The 18603-nt window shown below is 68.4% G+C and carries 17 protein-coding genes; 7 read left to right on the forward strand and 10 right to left on the reverse strand.

Going from position 1 to position 18603, the window contains the following annotated elements; all coding sequences use genetic code 11:
• Positions 1-77 precede the first annotated feature (77 nt).
• The 7 genes from CXQ91_RS16750 to CXQ91_RS16780 form a co-directional block, all read right to left on the reverse strand.
• Positions 78-1913, reverse strand: coding sequence for an FAD-dependent oxidoreductase (locus tag CXQ91_RS16750; RefSeq protein ID WP_104175028.1), 1836 nt, complete (start codon positions 1911-1913; stop codon positions 78-80).
• 31 nt (positions 1914-1944) lie between these two features.
• Complete coding sequence (locus CXQ91_RS16755) at positions 1945-2781, reverse strand: aldo/keto reductase (RefSeq protein ID WP_104175029.1); 837 nt, start codon at positions 2779-2781, stop codon at positions 1945-1947.
• A complete protein-coding gene (locus CXQ91_RS16760) occupies positions 2778-3614 on the reverse strand; it encodes a sugar phosphate isomerase/epimerase (protein ID WP_104175030.1) in 837 nt (278 codons plus the stop codon). The genes CXQ91_RS16755 and CXQ91_RS16760 overlap by 4 nt, the downstream gene beginning before the upstream one ends.
• Positions 3611-5722, reverse strand: coding sequence for an FAD-dependent oxidoreductase (locus CXQ91_RS16765; protein ID WP_104175031.1), 2112 nt, complete (start codon positions 5720-5722; stop codon positions 3611-3613). The genes CXQ91_RS16760 and CXQ91_RS16765 overlap by 4 nt, the downstream gene beginning before the upstream one ends.
• A 3-nt stretch (positions 5723-5725) precedes the next feature.
• A complete protein-coding gene (locus CXQ91_RS16770) occupies positions 5726-6850 on the reverse strand; it encodes a Gfo/Idh/MocA family protein (protein ID WP_104175032.1) in 1125 nt (374 codons plus the stop codon).
• 75 nt (positions 6851-6925) lie between these two features.
• On the reverse strand, positions 6926-8302 hold the full coding sequence (locus CXQ91_RS16775; protein ID WP_104175033.1) for an MFS transporter: 1377 nt from the start codon (positions 8300-8302) through the stop codon (positions 6926-6928).
• Positions 8303-8459: 157 nt separating this feature from the next.
• Positions 8460-9290 carry an IclR family transcriptional regulator gene (locus CXQ91_RS16780; RefSeq protein ID WP_104175034.1) on the reverse strand — a complete coding sequence of 277 codons (831 nt, stop codon included), beginning with the start codon at positions 9288-9290 and terminating at the stop codon, positions 8460-8462.
• Between the two features lie 179 nt (positions 9291-9469).
• Here CXQ91_RS16780 and CXQ91_RS16785 point away from each other — a divergent pair, with 179 nt between their 5' ends.
• The 6 genes from CXQ91_RS16785 (at position 9470) to CXQ91_RS16810 (ending at position 14618) form a co-directional block, all read left to right on the forward strand.
• Positions 9470-10366 (forward strand): LysR family transcriptional regulator, encoded by an 897-nt coding sequence (locus tag CXQ91_RS16785; RefSeq protein WP_104175035.1) that lies wholly within the window; start codon positions 9470-9472, stop codon positions 10364-10366.
• Positions 10367-10528: 162 nt separating this feature from the next.
• Positions 10529-10849, forward strand: a complete 321-nt coding sequence (locus CXQ91_RS16790; protein ID WP_104175036.1) for a YciI family protein — start codon at positions 10529-10531, stop codon at positions 10847-10849.
• Positions 10850-10861: 12 nt separating this feature from the next.
• A complete protein-coding gene (locus CXQ91_RS16795; protein ID WP_104175037.1) occupies positions 10862-11968 on the forward strand; it encodes an alcohol dehydrogenase catalytic domain-containing protein in 1107 nt (368 codons plus the stop codon).
• Positions 11965-13650 (forward strand): FAD-dependent oxidoreductase, encoded by a 1686-nt coding sequence (locus CXQ91_RS16800; protein ID WP_104175038.1) that lies wholly within the window; start codon positions 11965-11967, stop codon positions 13648-13650. Before CXQ91_RS16795 ends, CXQ91_RS16800 begins: the two co-directional genes overlap by 4 nt.
• Before the next feature lie 366 nt (positions 13651-14016).
• Positions 14017-14247, forward strand: a complete 231-nt coding sequence (locus tag CXQ91_RS16805; RefSeq protein ID WP_104175039.1) for a hypothetical protein — start codon at positions 14017-14019, stop codon at positions 14245-14247.
• A 131-nt stretch (positions 14248-14378) separates the two neighbouring features.
• Complete coding sequence (locus CXQ91_RS16810; RefSeq protein WP_104175040.1) at positions 14379-14618, forward strand: hypothetical protein; 240 nt, start codon at positions 14379-14381, stop codon at positions 14616-14618.
• A 103-nt stretch (positions 14619-14721) separates the two neighbouring features.
• Here the strand turns inward: CXQ91_RS16810 and CXQ91_RS16815 are convergent, their stop codons facing one another.
• Positions 14722-15288, reverse strand: a complete 567-nt coding sequence (locus tag CXQ91_RS16815; RefSeq protein ID WP_104175041.1) for a type 1 glutamine amidotransferase domain-containing protein — start codon at positions 15286-15288, stop codon at positions 14722-14724.
• A gap of 206 nt (positions 15289-15494) precedes the next feature.
• On the opposite strand from CXQ91_RS16815, the gene CXQ91_RS16820 reads away from it, so the two are divergent.
• Positions 15495-15983, forward strand: a complete 489-nt coding sequence (locus CXQ91_RS16820; RefSeq protein WP_258074056.1) for a hypothetical protein — start codon at positions 15495-15497, stop codon at positions 15981-15983.
• 102 nt (positions 15984-16085) lie between these two features.
• On the opposite strand, the gene CXQ91_RS16825 is transcribed toward CXQ91_RS16820, so the two are convergent.
• On the reverse strand, positions 16086-16742 hold the full coding sequence (locus tag CXQ91_RS16825; RefSeq protein ID WP_104175043.1) for a response regulator transcription factor: 657 nt from the start codon (positions 16740-16742) through the stop codon (positions 16086-16088).
• The gene (locus CXQ91_RS16830; RefSeq protein WP_258074057.1) at positions 16739-18580 is read right to left on the reverse strand and encodes a sensor histidine kinase; all 1842 of its coding nucleotides are present in this window, start codon (positions 18578-18580) and stop codon (positions 16739-16741) included. Before CXQ91_RS16830 ends, CXQ91_RS16825 begins: the two co-directional genes overlap by 4 nt.
• Between the last annotated feature and the right edge of the window lie 23 nt (positions 18581-18603).

Consider the following 18603-nt stretch of genomic DNA (forward strand, 5'->3'; position numbering starts at 1 on the left):
GTTTTGCTCTAGAAGGAGACCCGGGCCCCCGCCGAGCGACGGCCCCGGAAGGTGAGCGTCAGCATACGCTCGGCACCCTAGGCGGTCAACGGCGCGTGGAACACCGGCACCGCAGCAGGCCTCGCCTCCGGCTCCGACCCGTCGTCCTCGTAGGTGGTGGCTCCGGCGAGGTCCCGTCCGGCGATGTACCCGAACGTGAGGGCGGGTCCCAGGTTGATGCCGCCGGCGGGGTAGTTTCCGCCCATCACGTTCGCCTGGTCGTTGCCTGCCACGTACAGGCCACCGATCGGCTGGCCGCCGGTATTCAGCACGCGTGAGCGGCCGTCGGCTTCCAGCCCGGCGAAGGTCCCGAAACTGCCGGGCACCACACGGACCGCGTAGAACGGTCCTTTCTCGAGCGGGCCGAGTGCGGAGTTGGGCCGGGTCCCGGCATCCCCGCCATAGCGGTTGAAGGCCGTCTCGCCTCGGCCGAAGTCAGGGTCCACGCCATCACGGGCGTTGCGGTTGAACTCCTCGACAGTGGCTTTGAGGCCGGCCGGGTCGATGCCGCACTTCGCCGCGAGCTCCTCGATGGTTCGGCCCGTCTTGAGGTAACCGGAGCGCAGGTACGGGAACAGCGGGACCGGCAGCGGCTTGGCCATGCCCAGCGGGAACCTGCGGACGAACCGGCTGTCCGCGATCTGCCATGACTCGGCGGTGCCGCCCTCGGGGGTGGCTTCCATCAGCGCGGCCACGTAGTCGTAGTAGCCGTTGGCCTCGTTGACGAAGCGTTTGCCGTTCGCCAGGACGCCGATGCTGCCCGGCTTGGCGCGGTCCATGATGTGCGGGAAGGTCCCGGTCCGGCCCCTGCGGTACGGCACCAGCGATACGGGGCACCACGCAGCAGCGGACTTAACATCGGTCTTGAACCGTGCACCCACGGCCTGGGCCAGGCTGATGCCGTCCCCGCTGGTTTCCTCGGGGGCCAGCGTCCAGTGCTCACGTCCCGTGGGCGTGTGGGGGAAGAGCTCCTTCCGGCGCTGGATGTCGTTGGGGAAGCCGCCAGCGGCGAGCACGACGCCGTGTGCTGCGTTGATCTGCACCTCACCGTCCGGGGAGCCGACGACGGCGCCGGTCACCTTGCCGGTGTCGTCGGTAAGCAGCCGCCGCGCAGGCGTGGAAACGCGGATGTCCACGCCCAGGTCGTCGGCGGACTTCATCAGGCGCCCGGTCAGGGCCGTGCCGTTGACCAGCTGCATGTTCCGCCGGTGCGTCAGCAGGTCCAGGATGTGGCGGCCCAGGCGCCAGCCGGCGTGAAGGATGCCTTTGGGATTTCCCTGCGAGGCGGAGAGGAAGTTGGTGAGGTCCGGACCGGCCATGATGCCCATGCCCAGGAAGGACGTCTCGTAGAGCTGGTGGCGCATCTTGCTCCGGAGTTCCGGACGGATCCGGCGGGCGTTGATCGGTTTGGGCCCCACCGACCGGTTGCCGGTGCCTGCGCCCGGTACCTTGCCGTAGATGTCATTGATCCTGGCCCCCGGGACGAACTGCAGGGACGTCTTGTCCTGGAAGAAGCCGACCATGTGCGGCACGGCTTCGAGGAAGGCATCCACCTTGTCCGCCTGGTACTGCTCCCCCAGGGTGTGGCGCAGATAGGTGCGGAAGGTTTCCTTGTCCTCGTTCACACCGGCCGCCCGGGCCAGCGGGTTGCCGGGGGTCCAGGCCCAGCCGCCGGACCAGGAGGTGGCGCCGCCGCAGACATCCGCCTTCTCCACCACGATGACCCGGAGGCCGTGGTAGGCAGCGGTGACGGCCGCGGACAGCCCACCGGCGCCGGATCCGACCACCAGGACATCGCAGTCCAGGGCGGGAATCCGGCGGTCCTGTTCCGGTGTGGAGGCCGGCGCCGTGGTGTAGTCGGTGTTCGCGTTCATGGGGTTCTCCATTGGGGTTCTTTCGGTGTCTCTAGTGTCCGTAGTTGTCTGAATCGAGCCGCGGCGGGGCGCCGGTCTCCAGTGCACTGATGGCCGCCAGCTGGGCCGGTGTCAGCTCGAAGCCGAAGACGTCCAGGTTCTGCCGCTGCCGGGCGTCGCTGGCGGATTTCGGCGTGGCGATGCGGCCCTGCTGCACATGCCAGCGGAGCACGATCTGCCCGGGCGTCCTGCCCAGTTCCCTTGCCGGCCCGGTGATGGCCGGGCTCGCCATGAAGTCTCCGTTGCGGCCCAGCGGGCTGTACGCACCTGTGGTGATGCCGTGCTCCCGGTGGAACGCCAGCTGTTCGGGCTGGCCGTGGGCGGGGTCCACCTGCACCTGGTTCACCGGCACCGTCAGCCCGGCAGCCAGGACTTGGCGCAGGTGGGAAGGCTTGAAGTTTGAGACACCCCAGGCACGGATGGACCCGTCATCCGCCAGTTGCTGGAGACCTTCGCAGGCTTCGACGAAGCGGCCCAGCGCGGGGTTGGGCCAGTGGACCAGGAACAGGTCCAGGTAGTCGACGCCCAGCCTCCCCGCGGAGCGCTCAAAGGCGGCGCTGACCCCGTCCCGGCTGTGCCAGTCCTTGTTGAACTTGGTGGTGATGAAGAGGTCCCCCCGGGCAATCCCGCTGCGCCGGATGCCCTCGCCGACGGCGTCTTCGTTGCCGTAGTTTTCGGCGGTGTCGATGTGGCGGTAGCCGTTGGCGATGGCGCGCTCCACGGCGTCCGCGGCTTCCTCGCCCACCATCGGCCAGGTGCCCAGCCCGATCAGCGGGACGCGGACTCCGGCGGTGAGTTCCGCCGTCGTGCTTTCCAGTACTTTGCTCATTTGGCTCCTGCTTTCTGAAGGCTGTCCGCCGCCTGCAGCACGGCGTCGGAAGCGGCCTTGAGGGTCCGGGCCCAGCCCACGCCGCCGAGTTGGGCAACGCGCCGGTCCGACGGCGTCTCCACGCTCACGGGGGTTCCGGCAGGGAAGGCCGCCACCAGTGCGGCGAGATCGAACTCGCCCTCGCCGGGGACGCCGCGCTCTGAGCGGGACTCGGCCACGAGGCCGTCGCGGCCTACGGGCCGCAGGGCCGGGCCGTCGCACAGCTGCACCAGCGGGACGAGGTCCAAGCTGTCGGCCAGCTGGTCCTGGGTGCCGCCGAAGCGGTTGAAGTGCAGCGCGTCCACCACCACCTGGCAGCCTGCCTGGCGTGCGAGCTCCGCCGCGGCGCGGAGGGACTGTACCGGTTGGTAGGAGATCGGTTCCAGCGTGGGAACAATGCCGAACCCCCGACCGTCTTCCGTCATCCGGGCGAGGGTGTCCGCCAATCGGGAGGCGTCCGCGTCGGCTCCGGCGACTGTCAGCGAACCGGCGCCCAGGGCCTGGCCTGCTGCCATCATCCGCAGCCAGGCCTCGCGCTGCTCGCTGCCGTCCAGGAGCAGGAACTCGATGTCCTTCACCGTCACCCCGGTGTCCCTCATCCGCGCCAGGGTTTCCTTCAGCATGGGCGACCCCGGCTGCAGGTTGTGGGCGCGTTCGGTGCCGGTGACCGGCCGGACACGGGCGCCGATGAAGTCGAAGCCCGCTTCAGCGGCAATGGCCACGAGGTCCGGCGGTGCCGTCCCCACGAGGGAAAGCTGGGCCAGGCCCACCTGGCGGCGTGGGGAGGGTGTCATGAGGCTGCTCCGTTCATGGTGAGTTCGCGGTTTGCGATGCGGCTGGAGTGGCTGCCGGCGGGCGCGTCGGCGGGCGCATGTTGAGCCAGGGCGGCGGCCACGCGCTGGGCGGCGTCGTAGCCGCTCTTCACGGCGTTGGAGGCTATGGCCGCGCTCTGGTCCACCACCGTTCCGGCGAGGGTCACGGGAACCCCGGCCGCGAGGCTGAGCCCGGCGTCGCGTTCCCGGGCCGGCACGGAGCCGTCCAGCGGAGCGACGGAACGGGCGACCAGCAGCTCACCGGGGGCGTCCAGCCACTCACCTCCGTCCCGTCCGTCGGGGCCGCCGGCCGAGCTGACGCGGACCCGGGCGCCGTCGTACTCCTCGATGGTGGCGCCGAGGCGGATCCGGACGCGCGGATTGGCTTGGAGCCGGGGCACGGCCAGGATCTTGGCGCGGCGCCCGGATTCGGGTGCGATGGCTTCCTGCGGGCCCACCAGCAGCACGGCGGTGCCGCGGTCCGCCAGTGTGTCCGCCACTGTCATCGCCACGGAATCCGCGCCCCAGATGGTCACGGCCCCGGGGATGTCCCGGCCGTCCAGAACCCCGGGGTGGGCAGCCAGCCAGTCACGCACGTCCAGGACATTCGGGGACTCATCGCCCGGGAAGCCGGCGGCGGGGCGGAGACCTCCGGTGGCGAGCACGACGGCGTCGGCGCCGGTTGCACGGACCAGCGCACCGACGTCGCCGGTGTCCACGTGCGTGCCCAGCCGGACGTCAATGCCGAGCCGTGCGTTCTCCTCCGCCGACCATTCAGCGAAGCGGTGGAAGTCCGGGGTGGACTTCATCCGCTCGGCCAGGGCGAACTGGCCGCCGGGGCGGGCGCCATCGTCGAGCACGGTCACTTTCGCGCCGGCTTCGGCGAGTTCGCGGGCGGCGGTGAGGCCGGCGGGACCCGCCCCTACCACCACCACGCGGGAGCCGTCACGGACGGCGGGCGTCGGCACGGGAACCCGGGAGCGGCCGACGGCCGGGTTGACGGTGCACGTGACCTGGCCGAGCCCCAGGTTGTCGATGCAGACGTTGCAGGCGATGCACGGGCGGTAGCGCTCGCCGTGCAGCACGCCTCCGATGAAGGCGGGGTCGGCGTGGATGGCGCGGGCCAGGCTGACGAAGTCACAAGTGCCGTCGCCGAGGACCTCTTCGATGATGGCCGGGGAGTTCAGCCGGCCGGCCATACCCAGCGGGAGCCCGAACCGGCGGTAGGCCTTGGCATAGCCGGCCAGGATGCCCGGCTTCCATTCGCCGGACTGGACAATCCATTCACCGGCCTCGTAGCTGCCGGCGGAGATGTCCAGGAAGTCGAGGTGTTCCAGGTGCGCCTTGGCAATGATCTCCAGCTGCTGCTCCGCCGTGATGCCGTCCGCCGGGCCTTCCACCACGGAAACACGCATGCCGATGATGGCATTCGGAGCTGCCCGGCGGACTTCGTCGATCACCAGGTTCATGAAGCGCTCCGGGGCGGCGAACTCGTCCTCGCGGTGGTTGGACAGCGGAGACATGAACTGATGGATGAGGTAGCCGTGGGCGCCGTGGATGTTGATGGCATCGAAGCCGGCGTCCACGGCGCGGCGGGCAGCATGGCCGTACGCCGCCGCAAGGTCCTGGCACTCCGCGGCGGTCAGTTCGCGCGGCACCTCGCCGCCGGCCACTTCACACGGCACCGGCGACGGCGCCAGATTCTTGAACCCGGACACCGCGGCTTGGGCGGTGCGGCCGCCGTGGTTGAGCTCGACGGCAGCCAGGGCGCCTTCGGCGTGCAGCGAATCGGTGAGTTTGCGCAGGCCCGGGATCATGGCATCGGTGTGCAGTCCCAGCTGGTGGGTGCGGCCCTTGCCGTCGGCGCGGACGTAGGTGGCCTCGGTGGTCACCATGCCCAGGCCGGCCCTGGCCCGCGTGACGAGGTAGTCGATGTACTGCTCGGTGATGTGCCCGTCGGTGGTGCCGTAGTTTCGCTCCATCGGTGCGGAGGCCAGCCGGTTGCGCAGGGTCCGCGGGGGGCGGCCGTTGCGGCCCAGGGTGAGGGGGCGGGCGGCGTAGCGGCGTTCCTGAATGCTGTCCTCAGCCATGCCTTAGCCTGCGACTTTCGCGGAGACCCCGGCAGGGACCTGAGCCTCGGCGAAGCGGACGGGCAGCCCGGTACGTGAGGATTCGTAGACCGCCAGAAGGATCCGAAGCGACTTGAGGGCGTCCCTACCGGTGATGGCCGGTTCGCCGTCGGTTTCCAGGGCCTGCACAAAATCCCGTACCTGGCTGGTGTGGTGGGGAATCAGCTGCCTGTTGATCGTTGAGAGATCAACATTGGGCTCCACGCCGTCAGGATGAACGGGGTCCACGACGATCTTTTCGCCGACTGCCCACAGGTCAAGCCGCCCGTCGCTTCCTTCCGGGAACTCCGTCAGTGAGGCCGAGGCGCCGGTTTCACCCGTGACCCGAAGCTGGATTCCCAGGTTGGGTGAGACTGCCGTTGATGCTTCCAGGGTTGCCATCGCTCCCGAGGTGAAGGTGATGACGGCCGTGGCCGAATCTTCCACCTCTATGTAGTCCCCGTGCCGGTAGGTGTTGACCTTCCCGTAGACCTCGGCGACATCGCCGAGGTACCACTGCAGCAGATCGATCTGGTGGATGGCCTGCGTCATCAGCACGCCGCCGCCGTCGTTGTCCCAGGTGCCCCGCCACGCGTCGCGGGAATAGTACTCCGGTGCGCGGTGCAGCATCACGGAACACTGGGCCATGATGGCCTGGCCCAGTGTTCCGTCGTCGATGGCGGAACGGATCCGCTGGGCCGCGGGCCAGAAGCGGCGCTGGAAGAGGACGCCCAGCCGGACTCCCGCTTCCTCGCACGCAGCGACCATGCGTTCCGCCGCGTCCAGCTTGGTGGCGATCGGCTTTTCGCACAGCACGTGGACTCCGGCGGCAGCCGCCTGCAGCACCACTTCCTCGTGCGTTGGGTGCGGCGTGCAGACCGAAATGATGTCCACGCCGAGGTCCAGCAGCCCGGCCACGGTGTTCACAGCGTTCGGAACATCCCAGGATTCGGCGGTGGCACGGGCCCGGTCCAGGTCGATGTCGCAGACCCCGACGATCCGGACGTTGTCCAGGGCGCCGAAGGCCTCGAGGTGGTTGCGGGAGATGGCGCCGCAGCCGACGATGCCGACGCGGAAGGTGCGGGTGCTGGCGAATGCTGATGAAGTCACGGGAGGATCAACTTTCTGGTGCGTGAGTGGGTGGGAGGGCGGGACGCCGGGCGGCGGGTACGGGGCCGGAAGGCGCTACGCGGACATGCCGCGCTTGCGGGGCAGGCCGAGCTCCTCGAGCGGGGTCTTGTGGGTTTCCCGCGCCGTCGCGATGGCGATGGCTGAGACTGCCAGGCAGACCACCGTGAAACTGGCCACGGGGATCCAGCCGCCGGGGCCCGGCTGTGCCAGCATCGTGGCGATGACCGGGGCGAACCCGGTGAGGATCAGGCCCACCTGGCTGCCGATGGCCATCCCTGAGTAGCGGACCGCCGCGGGGAACATCTCGGGGAAGAAGACCGTCCAGACGCCGTTCCAGCAGGAGTAGAACACGCTCATGTTCAGGAACCCGAAGACGAAGATCATGGCGACGTTGTGCTCGCTGATGGCCCAGAAGTAGCCGAAGGACGTGACAGCGCAGCCTAGGGCACCCACCAGGAGCACCTTCTTACGGCCGAGCTTGTCCGAGATGATGCCGGCCAGCGGGATGGTGAACATGGACAGGCCGATGGTGATGGCGTTGACGCTGAGCATCAGGGTCCGGTCCAACCCGATGGAGGGGCCCGTGGCATAGGCCAGGGCGTAGACGGTGAAGGTGGTCTGCATGACGGAGAACAGCATGACGAGGGCGACGCGCAGCACGTCGCGCCACTGGGTTTTCAGTACCTCGGCCGCCGGGATGCCCTTGGGCGTTTTCGATTCCACGGCCTCTTCGAAGACCGGCGGTTCCTCCAGGCGGGTGCGGATCCAGTAGGCGACGCCGAGGACCACCACGGAGAGCCAGAACGGTATGCGCCAGCCCCAGCTGAGGAGCTGGTCTTCCGGGAGGGCGGCCAGCGGGATGAAGACCACCGTGGAGAGCACCATGCCGGAGGCGTAGCCGGTCATCACGAAGCTGGTGAAGAACCCGCGGCGGCCTTCAGGGGAGTGCTCCATGGTCAGGGTGGACGCGCCGGCGGCCTCGGCGCCGGCGGAGAAGCCCTGCGCCAGGCGGCCAACGAGCAGCAGCGCCGTGGCCCAGTAGCCGATCTGGCCGTACGTGGGCAGGAAGCCGATGCCAATGGAGGCGACGCCCATGATCACCAGGGTGATCATCAGGGCCTGTTTGCGTCCGATCTTGTCGCCGAAGTGGCTCATCACGATGCCGCCAAGCGGCCGGGCCAGGTAGCCGACGCCGAACGTGGCCATGGCACCGAGCAGGGCCACGACCGGGTCACCGCCGGGGAAGAAGATCTTGGGGAAGACCAGGGCCGCGGCTGTTCCGTAGATGAAGAAGTCGTAGTACTCCAGGGTGGAGCCCAGGAAGGAGGCCAGGGCTGCCTTCTTGGGCATTTTGGCGGGATGGGTTTCCGTCCCGTCCAGGACGGCGGCTTGCTGGGTAGCTGCCGTCGGGGGCTGCATTAGGTGTCCCATAGTGTCTCCTCATTGAGTGTCACGGGGTTGAATGGTGGTGGCCGGCGCCAGCTTGGAATGGCGTTCCGGTGGGAAGTTTCGAAGCCGCGGCTCTGAAGAAAAACTGTATGAGCGGCGTCACGAACTGCGGCGCGGAATCCCATTCAACGGGATGCGACTAGTTCGCCGCGTCCCGGGTTTTGATGTCCTGGCGGTCCGACTCCAGCCACGGCCGGGTGCCGTAGGGGCGGCGTTCGGCGCCCATGGTGCGGGACAGGCCGCGGCCGGCCGCTACCAGGACGGGAAGGATGACATGGGGGTTCTCATGTGCCGTGGGAAGCACGACGGCGATGGCACCGATGACGCGGTTTCCCTCACCGAAGACCGGCACCGCGTAGGCAGTGTTCTCCGGTACCAGGACCCCGGCCATCCGGACGTAGCCCCGCTCCCTGATCAGCGCCAGATGCGCCCGGACCTTGGCGGGGTCCGTTTCCGTATTCGGCGTGGTCTTCTCCAGCGGGCCGGCGAGGAAGCGCTCCTGCACGTGGCGGGGCATGTGCGCCAGCATGGCCATGCCGGATGTCGTGTTGTGGATGTCCAGCCTGCCCGCCACCGCTGCCAGGTTGGTTGCCGTGCCGTGCTGGTCCAGCTGTTCCAGGTACAGCACGCTCCGGGACTCGACATCCGGGATGGACAGGGACACCTGTTCCCGGACGGCAGCGTGGACGCCTTCCAGGAAGGGAAGGCCCCGGCGCCGGAACTCCTCCAAGGGGTTGCTGCGGGAGGCGAGCTCCCACATCTTCACGCCCACGCCGTAATCCCCGGCCTCGCCGCGGTTCAGGAGCCCGCTGTCCACGAGATCGTTGGCCAGGCGGTGGGCCGTGCTGCTGGACATCCCGGTAATGTGCACCAACTCGCGGAGCGTCAGCCTTGGATGGCCCTTGGAGAAGGCGTCCAGGATCTTCACGACGCGCTGGATGACGGACTCCCCCGATGCGGAGTTCGCCATGGTTCCTCCCGGGTTGCCGTCTGCGTTCGTGCGGCCTGCGTTGGCACCGATTCTCCTGCCAATATAGCCCGGTGCCGGCCGGACGGCGCGCGATCGGGAAGTAGCCTAGGGGTGACAACACCGGCGTCCGGATGCCACCAAGGGCGCGGGCAACCAGGAACCCCAGCGGGAGGAACGGCGTGGAGCTGCGGCAGATCGAGGCATTCCTGGCAGTGGCCGAGGAATTGCACTTTGGCCGCGCCGCCCACCGGCTCCGCATGGCTCAGTCGCCGCTGAGCCAGACCATCAAGAAGCTGGAGAAGAGCCTCGGCACCGCGCTCTTCGAACGCAACACCAGGGCCGTCTCGCTGACCACCGCCGGATTCGCCTTCCTGCCGCACGCCCGGAAGATCCTCGAGGAGTTCGACCTGGCACGGCGGGCTGCCACGGCGGACAGCGGGGAGGTCTACGGCCGGCTCAGCATCGGTTTCTCCGGGGCCCTGAACCACAAGACCCTTCCGCCGCTGACCAGGGCATTGCGCAACCGCTACCCCCGCCTGGAGCTGACCCTCACCGGCGGACTGCTCACCCAGGACGCCCTCGACCAGTTGCGCAACGGCTCCCTGGACCTGTCCTTCATCGGGCTTCCGGTGGACGCGCCCTCACTGGCGACCCGGAGCATCGCAGTGGAGCCGCTGGGTGCCATCTTGCCGGAAGACCACCCGCTCGCAGGCCGGGCCGCCATCAGCCTTGCCGAACTGGCAGTGGACAGATTCATCACCATGCCGGCCGCGCAGGGATCCACCCTGCGGGAGGCCATCTTTTCGGCCTGCACGGCGGCCGGCTTCCGGCCCCGCGTGGTCCAGGAAGTCTCCGACCCCTACACCGCACTGTCCCTCGTGGCCGGCGGCGTGGGGGTCAGCCTCATGCCCGACTCAGTTGCCGGCATCATGCCGGGCGGCACGGTGTTCCTGCCGCTCTCGGGTGCGGCACCGCTGCTGGATTCGGGCATCGCGTGGAACCCCGCCCTCATCTCGCCGGCCTTGAAGCTGGCCCTGGAGCTCGCCGACACCGTTCTCCCAACGCCCGCGCGCTGACGGCGCACCACCGCGGACTATGTGCCATTGGCACATAGTCATTGACCAAGTAAGTATTGGACTTGTCTCAATTCAAATTCCACCATGGGAGTGACATCAAACGTGTGACCGGCCTGCAAGAGGGCCGCCGCATCACCGCTCAATGAAGAGGAAACGTTCCCCATGGCAACTTTCGCCGTCACCTACGCTTACGCCGACGCCACCGCCGCCGGCCGCGACGAGCACCGTCCGCGGCACGTTGAGTTCCTGAAGTCCCACTACGACGGCGGTCGGCTGGTCACGAGCGGTCCGTTCGGCCCCGGCGAAACCCCCGGCGCCCTGCTGATCGTCAAGGGCGATTCCAAAACCGACGTCGAGGCCCTGATGAACCAGGACCCGTTCTTCATCAACAACCTCGTCGCAGTGCGGAACATCCGGCAATGGAACATCGTCTTTGGCGCGGAACCAGCCGGCGCGGACGCGGCCAACGCCGTCCGGAACTAAGGCGGCCGCACCATGCTGACCGCACGGACCGTCGCCAAGGAAACCATCCGCTACGAGGAGGTGGCCGAACCCGGCCTGGACGCGGGGCGCGCCCTGGTCCGCGTCCACAACGTCACCCTTTGCGGCACCGACCTGCACATCTGGGAGGACGACTACCCGGCCGGACTCCCGGTGGTCCAGGGCCACGAGTTCTCCGGCGTGGTCGAAGCCATCGGCAACAACGCGTCCGGCGTCCGCGCCGGGGACAGGGTTGCCGTCAGCCCCATGACCTATTGCGGGGCGTGCCAGCCGTGCCGCTCTGGCCGGTTCAACGTCTGCCGGAACATCGGCTGCATTGGCTGCTATTCCGACGGCGCCCTGGTGGAACTGCTCAGCGTCCCGGTGGACAAACTGTGCCTGGTTCCCGATGGCCTGGCCCTGGACCTCGCCGCCATGGCCGAACCGGCATCGATCGCCATGCAGGCCGTCAACCGGGGCCGCCCTGCGGCAGGTGAAACCGCCCTGGTCCTGGGCAGCGGCCCTATCGGACTGCTCGCAACGCTCTACCTGACCGATCTGGGCCTGAACGTGGTCTGCGCAGACACCGAAGCTGACCGGCTCGAACTGGCAACGGCTTTCGGCGCAGTGGACACGCTGCTGGTTGAACCTGCCGCCGGCTTCCCGGATGCTGAACAGGCAGCGCGGCTGGATCAGCTCACCGAGGGTTACGGCCCCGGCCTTGTGCTCGAGGCCACCGGCGCACCGTCCTCGTTTGAGAACGCCATCCGGCTCGTGGCCAGCGCGGGCCGCATCGTCCAGGTGGGCATCTCGGCACGCTCGGCCACCGTGTCCATGAAGGACATTCCGTTCAAGGAACTGGACCTGATGGGCAGCCGCAACAGCCTCAACCTCATCCCGGACGGGCTGGCACTCCTGGCCCGCCATCCGGACCAGGCCCGCGCCCTCCTGACCCACCGCTTCGCCTTCGGGGAGCTGCAGCAGGCGTACGGGCTGATGCGCAACCGCACGGAGAAGGTGGGCAAGATCCTCATCGAAATGCCGGCTGCCCGGGCCCGCGCCCGCCAGGGATCAATCAGCGAATCTGCCGTCGGATCAGCGCTTTCCGGAGCCTCGGCATGAGCAACGGCCTGAACGCGCACAGAGTCCTCACGCCGGTCGCGCAGCTGGCCGCCGCATATGACGTGGTGGTGGTGGGAAGCGGCGCCGCCGGCCTGGTGGCGGCAGTCCGCGCGGCGGACGCCGGGCTGAGCGTCCTGGTGGCCGAGAAGGCCGCCCAGCTGGGCGGCACCACCGCCGCCGGCGGCGGGGTGATGTGGGCTCCGAACAACCATCTGGCCGGTGGTGCCGGTTTCCGCGACAGCCACGACCGCGCCGTCGCATACCTCACGGAGGCAGCCGGGCACGTCCTGTCAGCAGAGGAAATCGACTGGTACGTCCGCACCGCGCCGCGCGCCGTCGAATACCTGACCGGCAAAACCCGGGTGTCCATGACCCCGATCGCCCGCCCGGATTACCACCTGGAGTGGCACGGAGCAGCCGACGGCGGACGCGGCCTGGACAACAACGCCTTCGATCCGTCGGACTACCTGGGCCTGGCGGAGGCCATCCGGCCGTCGTCGTACTTTCCGCTCCTGACCATGACCGAACGGGACGGGCTCAACGGCCGTGCCGCCGATACTGAACTGCTCGCCCGCAGGGCGGCCACCGGCGTCCGGACGATGGGCGGGGCCCTGGTGGGCCGGCTGCTCGCGAGCGCCCTGGACCGGGGCGTCCACATCGCTGCCGAAGCACCTGCGGAGGACCTGGTCCGCACCGATAGCGGCTGGACGGTGATTCTGGGAGGCGAGCCGACGCCGGGAGGTGCGCAGGACGGCGAGGGAACCAGACGCCCAACCCACGCCGGCAGGAAAGTGGAGGCGGGCGCCGTCGTACTGGCCTCCGGCGGGTTCGAATGGAATCCCCGCTTGCGCAAGGCCTTCCTTGCGTTTCCCGTGACGCCCATCAGTGCCCCGTCAAACGAGGGCGACGGCCTGGAACTGGGCCTCAAGAACGGGGCGGCGGTGGCGGACATGACGGCCATCTGGGGCGTCCCGGTGATCTCCGCGCCCGGGCATCAGTACGACGGACGGCAGTCCGGCCGGATGGGCAACGTGGAGATGACACTGCCGGGTTCCATCCTGGTGAACGCCGCCGGCAAGCGGTTCGTCAACGAGGCACTGAATTACCACGACGCCTGCCGCGTGTTCGCGTCGGTGGACCCGCACACGGGGCGGCAGCAGAACAACCCGGCATGGCTGGTGTTCGACGCCGCCTACCTGTCCAAGTACCCCGTGGCCGGCTCAACTCCCGGGTCACCGGCGGAATGGATGACCTCCGCCGGGACCGTGGAGGAACTTGCCGGGAAGCTCGGGATCAGCCCGGCCGGGCTCAGGGACACCGTGGCGACGTTCAACGCCGATGCCGCGGCCGGCGTCGACACGGAGTTCCACCGCGGGGCAACTCCGCAGGACCGCTTCCTGGGCGATTCGGGCAACACCCCAAACCCCTGCTTGGCTCCCCTCGCCACCGGGCCGTTCTACGCAGCGCCGGTTTCGGCAGGGGTCCTTGGCACCTCAGGTGGCCTGGAAACCGACTTCGACGGACGGGTCCTGGACCGCCACCGGCGGCCGATTCCCGGGCTGTACGCCGCGGGTAACGTCGCGGCCAGCGTGTTCCGTAACAACTACCCCGGCGGCGGCGCCACCCTGGGCTCGGCCATCACCCGCGCCTTCGCCGTGGGCGAGCACCTGGCGAAGCGCTAAGCGCACCGGACAACACCACGGCAAGGGGCCGACGGCGGGAAAGACCGCCGTCGGCCCCTTGCTTTTTGCTCCAGACCGGCTCGGCAGTGTGAGGCAGCACACAAAACAAATTCCACCGAAATGATTGCAATGCGGCCAGGCGGTCCGCCACACTAAGGGTGGATCCGCAGGAACGGCAAACGTTCCCGGTCCCTCCGCCGGACGCATCGCGCTGGCCCCGCCCCATCACAGAATGCCGGGCACCCTCGAATCACTTCCAGCCTTAGCCGGCATTTCTTTGCCCTACCCGATTTCCCTTCCGGAAACAGCCCTCACCAAAACCACCCCCAGACGCCCCTGCCCCTTCACCGCGAGAGAGAGCACCCCATGATCAAGCACCACTCCGACATCCTCCTCGAGATCATTGCCCACGATCCCGCCACCATCGAAAACGACCTCAACAGTGCCGTGGACATCGCCCTCCGGCACGCCATGCAGGAGCGCCGTCACGGCGTACTGGTCACCCAGACCGGCTTCAGCACCTATACCGTGGCCGTGAGCCGCGACGTCCCCTACGGCGAAACCCGGGAAATGCGGCAATGGGCGTCCATGGCGTAGGGACACGCCGCGGGCCCGCACCTGTACGCACCTGCGGCCCGGCTGTAGCGTGGAGCGGTAAGGCCGCCTAGTACGGTCCGGCGCTTGGAGCAGGCCGGACAGATCCGACACCGCAAGATCAGGAGCAGTCCATGAGCACGGAACACAACGAGCCCGAAGACATCGTGAGCGACGGAGTCGAGGACAACACAAGCCCGCTGCCGAAGGACAAACCGGCGGACCGGGCCCCCGGCCGCCACGCCGCCTCCGGCCCCGCCGATAGCGGCCCGGCCGGGTCGGGAGGCACCAAACCCCCGGGACCGGCCGAGGAGCAGAACAGCGAAACCGGAGACGACCGAGGCCTCACCACGGAACCCAGCTCCAGCGACTGAACAGGAACCCAGGAACTTAAGCAAAGGAGAGGGTCCCGACGGCGGCAAGTGCCGCCGTCGGGACCCTCTCCTTTTGTGCGCTCCGCGTTGTACGCGGCGCGGCTTAGGCCGTCTGGCCCGCGTGCTCGCCTTCTTCGATCTCTTCGAGCAGCTTGTCGTTGAAGGCCCTGAGGTCGCCGGGGTGCCTGCTGGTCACGAAGCCCTGGTCCACCACCACTTCCTCGTCACGCCAGTCCGCGCCCGCGTTCTTCAGGTCGGTCTGGAGCGTGTGGTACGAGGTCAGCTTACGGCCGCGGACCACACCGGCGTCGATGAGGATCCATGGCCCGTGGCAGATCGAGGCCACCGGCTTGTGCTGCTCAAAGAAGCTGCGGGCGAAGGCCTGGGCATCCTTGTCCACGCGCAGGTGGTCGGCGTTGACCACACCACCGGGGATCACCAGTGCATGGAAATCGGAGGCGTTGGCCTCCGCCACCGTGATGTCGACGTCGAACTTCTCGCCCTTTTCGGTGCCGTCGTAGCCCTGCAGCTTACCGGCCTTGGGCGCCACCAGGGTGGGCTCGCCGCCGGCTTCCTTCACGGCGTTCCAGGGGCTGGTCAGCTCCACCTGCTCCACGCCGTCGGTCAGCAGGAACGCCACCTTCTTGCCCGCAATATTGTGCGCTGACATATGTCCTCCTCTTGCCGGGTGCCTTACGGGTTTAACACTAGGAACCCTGGAAATAATAAGCAAGCTGATAATCCTGCTGCCCCGGACAAACCGTGCTAGCACGGAAGCCACGGGCACGACCCCGCGCGCACCATGGAAACACCGGACCAGGAGAGCACTCCGGAACCGGAACCCACCCACCCCAATAGGAGCAAGAAGCCATGTCCATGACCGCCGGAACAAAGAAGTCCCGTCCTTCCCGCGCGAAGATCGCGCTCGTCTCAGCAATGACGCTGGGACTTGCCGCGGGTGGCGTCGCCCTGGCCGCACCGGCCCAGGCCGCCGCCACCAACTATGCCTGCACCGTGGTGCCGCTGAAGCCCATCTTTGCCGGCTTCAACTCGTCCGGCACCAAACTGGTGGACTACCGGATCAACGTCTACTGCGCAGCCAACCGTTCCGTCTACATCGAGCAGCAGCGCTGGGAGAGCGACGACTGGCCCAACGGTGACGACCATCTCGGCAACTCGTCCTTCAGCCGCTATCTCGGCCCCACCAACGGCTGGCACACCATCCACAATGTCCGCACCCTGACCAACACTGAGATCGGCAACGAGGAGGTTTACCACAAGGTCCGCCACCAGGAAGGTGCCAGCGGTGTCTGGTCGCCGTTCACCGGCTGGACCGGCAGCGGCACGACCTCGATGTCCAACTAGCTCCGTCGAACCAGCAAGGTGTCCAGCTAGCAGGATGTCCAGCTAGCCAGGTCCTGGCCAACCAACCGGCGGCAGCCCCCGAAAGGGGCTGCCGCCGGTTGGCTATTGCTGGCGCAGGTAGGTGAGCACGGCAAGGACCCTGCGGTGGTCCTCGGGTTCCGGCCGCAGCCCGAGCTTCAGGAAGATGCTCCGGATGTGGGCTTCCACCGTCCGCTCCCCCAGGAACAGGGTCTTCCCGATTGCCTGGTTGGTGCGCCCTTCGGCCATCAGTTCGAGGACGTCCCGCTCCCGGCCGCTGAGCTCGTCCTCCCGCTGCTGGCCGTTGTGCGGCCGGGCCACCATGCGGGCCACCAGTTCGGGATCGACAGCGGCGCCGCCGGCCGCCACCCGGTGCAGGGCATCGATGAAGTCGTCGATGTCGGAGACGCGCTCCTTCAGGAGGTAGCCCAGCCCTTTCGCTCCGTTCCCGAAGAGCGACATGGCATTTTCGGTCTCCACGTATTGGGACAGCAGCAGGACCCCCGTTCCGGGCTGGTCGCGCCGGATGGCCGTGGCGGCCTGGATGCCTTCAGTGGTGAAGGTTGGAGGCATTCGGATGTCGACGACGGCGACATCCGGCCGCAGGGCGGCAACGCACTCCAGGAGTTCCTGGGCATCCGCGGCCTCACAGACCACCTCCAGCCCTTCGGAACTGAGCAGGGCTGCAAGTCCCCGGCGGAGCAGCGCCGAGTCGTCCGCAATGGCGACGCGCAGTTTCATGGCATGTCCTCCGTTGGATCTGCCGAGAACGGCAGCGTTGCAGCCACGGTGGTTCCGCGACCTTCCGGGCTGGTGACAGCGAGGGAGCCGCCCAGTGCCGCGGCCCGGTCGGCCAGTCCCAGCAGGCCACCGTCGGCGCCTGCGCTGGCCCCGCCGATCCCGTTGTCCGTGACGCGGAGGCCGATTTCGGTTTCCGTGCCTTCGACGCCGATGAACAGGGTGGAGGCACGGGCGTGCTTGGCCGCATTGGTCACGGCCTCGGCGCAGATGAAATACGCCGCGAGTTCCACCTGCGGCGGAGGCCTCTGCGGCAGGTCGACCTCCAGCTGGATGGGCAGCGCGGAGCGCTCCGCGAGCGCCGTAAGCGAGCCGGCCAGGCCCCTTTCCCGCAGCGACGGCGGATAGACGCCCCTGGCCAGTTCACGCAGTTCGGCCAGGGCAACGGCAAGCTCGTCACTGGCGTGGTCCACCAGGTCCTTCATCTCCACGGGGCTCGCGGCACGCCGCGCCCTGGCCAGGTCCATGGACACGGCGACCAAACGCTGCTGCGCGCCGTCGTGCAGGTCCCGTTCCAGCTCACGGCGCCGGGCGTCCCCGGCGGTGACGATCCGTTCCCGGGAGCGGCGGACCTCGACCAGCTGGTCCCGCAGCTGCTGCTCCATGTTCTGGTTGTCCAGGGCCAGTGACGTGGCGCTCCGCACGGCGGCCAGCAGCTGCGGCTGGTCCCTCAGGGCTTCGTCGAAGACCAGCGCCCCGACGGGCGTGCCGTTGCGTTCCAGCACCATGGCCGCCCGCCCGGACCCATCCTCCGGGACCGCGCGGGGCACGCCGTCGTCGTCCACGAATCCGGACAACGCCGGCGACCACCGCCACAGGCTGAGGGTGGGATCCCGGACCGATCTGCGCAGGGCGCGGATGAGCCGGTCGCTGACCGGCGCCATCCCGATCTCCACCATGAGCTCGCTCAGGGCACCGCGGGCGAACCGGTAACGCCACAGGCCCAGCAGGACGGCGAGCGGGACGATGGCGGTCGCCGGGTACTGCCAGAGCAGGGCCTCGTTGGAGAGTGAGCCGGTCAGCTGGACCACAGCCAGGGACACCCAGACGGTGGATGCCGTCTTGATGATCACGGCCAGCCACAGTGGCAGGAACGCCGCCCGGTACGCCGGCGAACCGGACCGCCAGCGGGACACCAGGACAGCCACAATGGCCAGGCCGACGCCCACCTGGACAATCCTGGAAGCGTCCCCGATGGTGTTGGTGAGCTGCGGGCTGTCCCACAGGAGCAGCAGGTTCCGGGACGTCGACTGCCCGGCGGCGATGTGCAGCCGCGGATCAAAGAACGCCCAGCTGGCGGCCGCGATGACCGCCCACGCCGCAAAGAAGAAAATCACAGCACCGCGTTCCGCCCGCGAGCGCAGGACTCCCGACGGGAAGCTCAGGGCCAGCTGCAGCAGCGGCGGCTGGTACATCAGCGTCAGCCCCACGCCCACCGTAAACAGGACCGGATCGCTGGACCGCCGCACGCCGGCAGCCAGCCACAGCAGCCCGGCGACCACCAGGAGCAGTCCCGGGTTCCGGTTGGGCCGGGTCTGCCACGCCGTCACTCCCGCCAGGACAAAGGCCAGCCCCACCGCGATGAACAGCGAAAGCTCGAAAACGGAGAAGGGCGCCCGGTCCGGGTTCTCGCCCCAGCGGATCACTCCCTGGGCGTTGAGGACCCCCAGCGTGCGGGCGGGATCCTGCAGGGCCGCCGGCCGCCAGTCGATCGAGAGCAGCACCAGGGCCAGGACGCCCACGGTGGCAGCCACTACAAGTACCAGTTGCTTGGGAGTCACGGTGCTTCCCTCCGCCAAGCTTA

Origin of the sequence: Arthrobacter sp. Y81, assembly GCF_002929335.1 — a bacterium.
GTDB lineage: Bacteria > Actinomycetota > Actinomycetes > Actinomycetales > Micrococcaceae > Arthrobacter.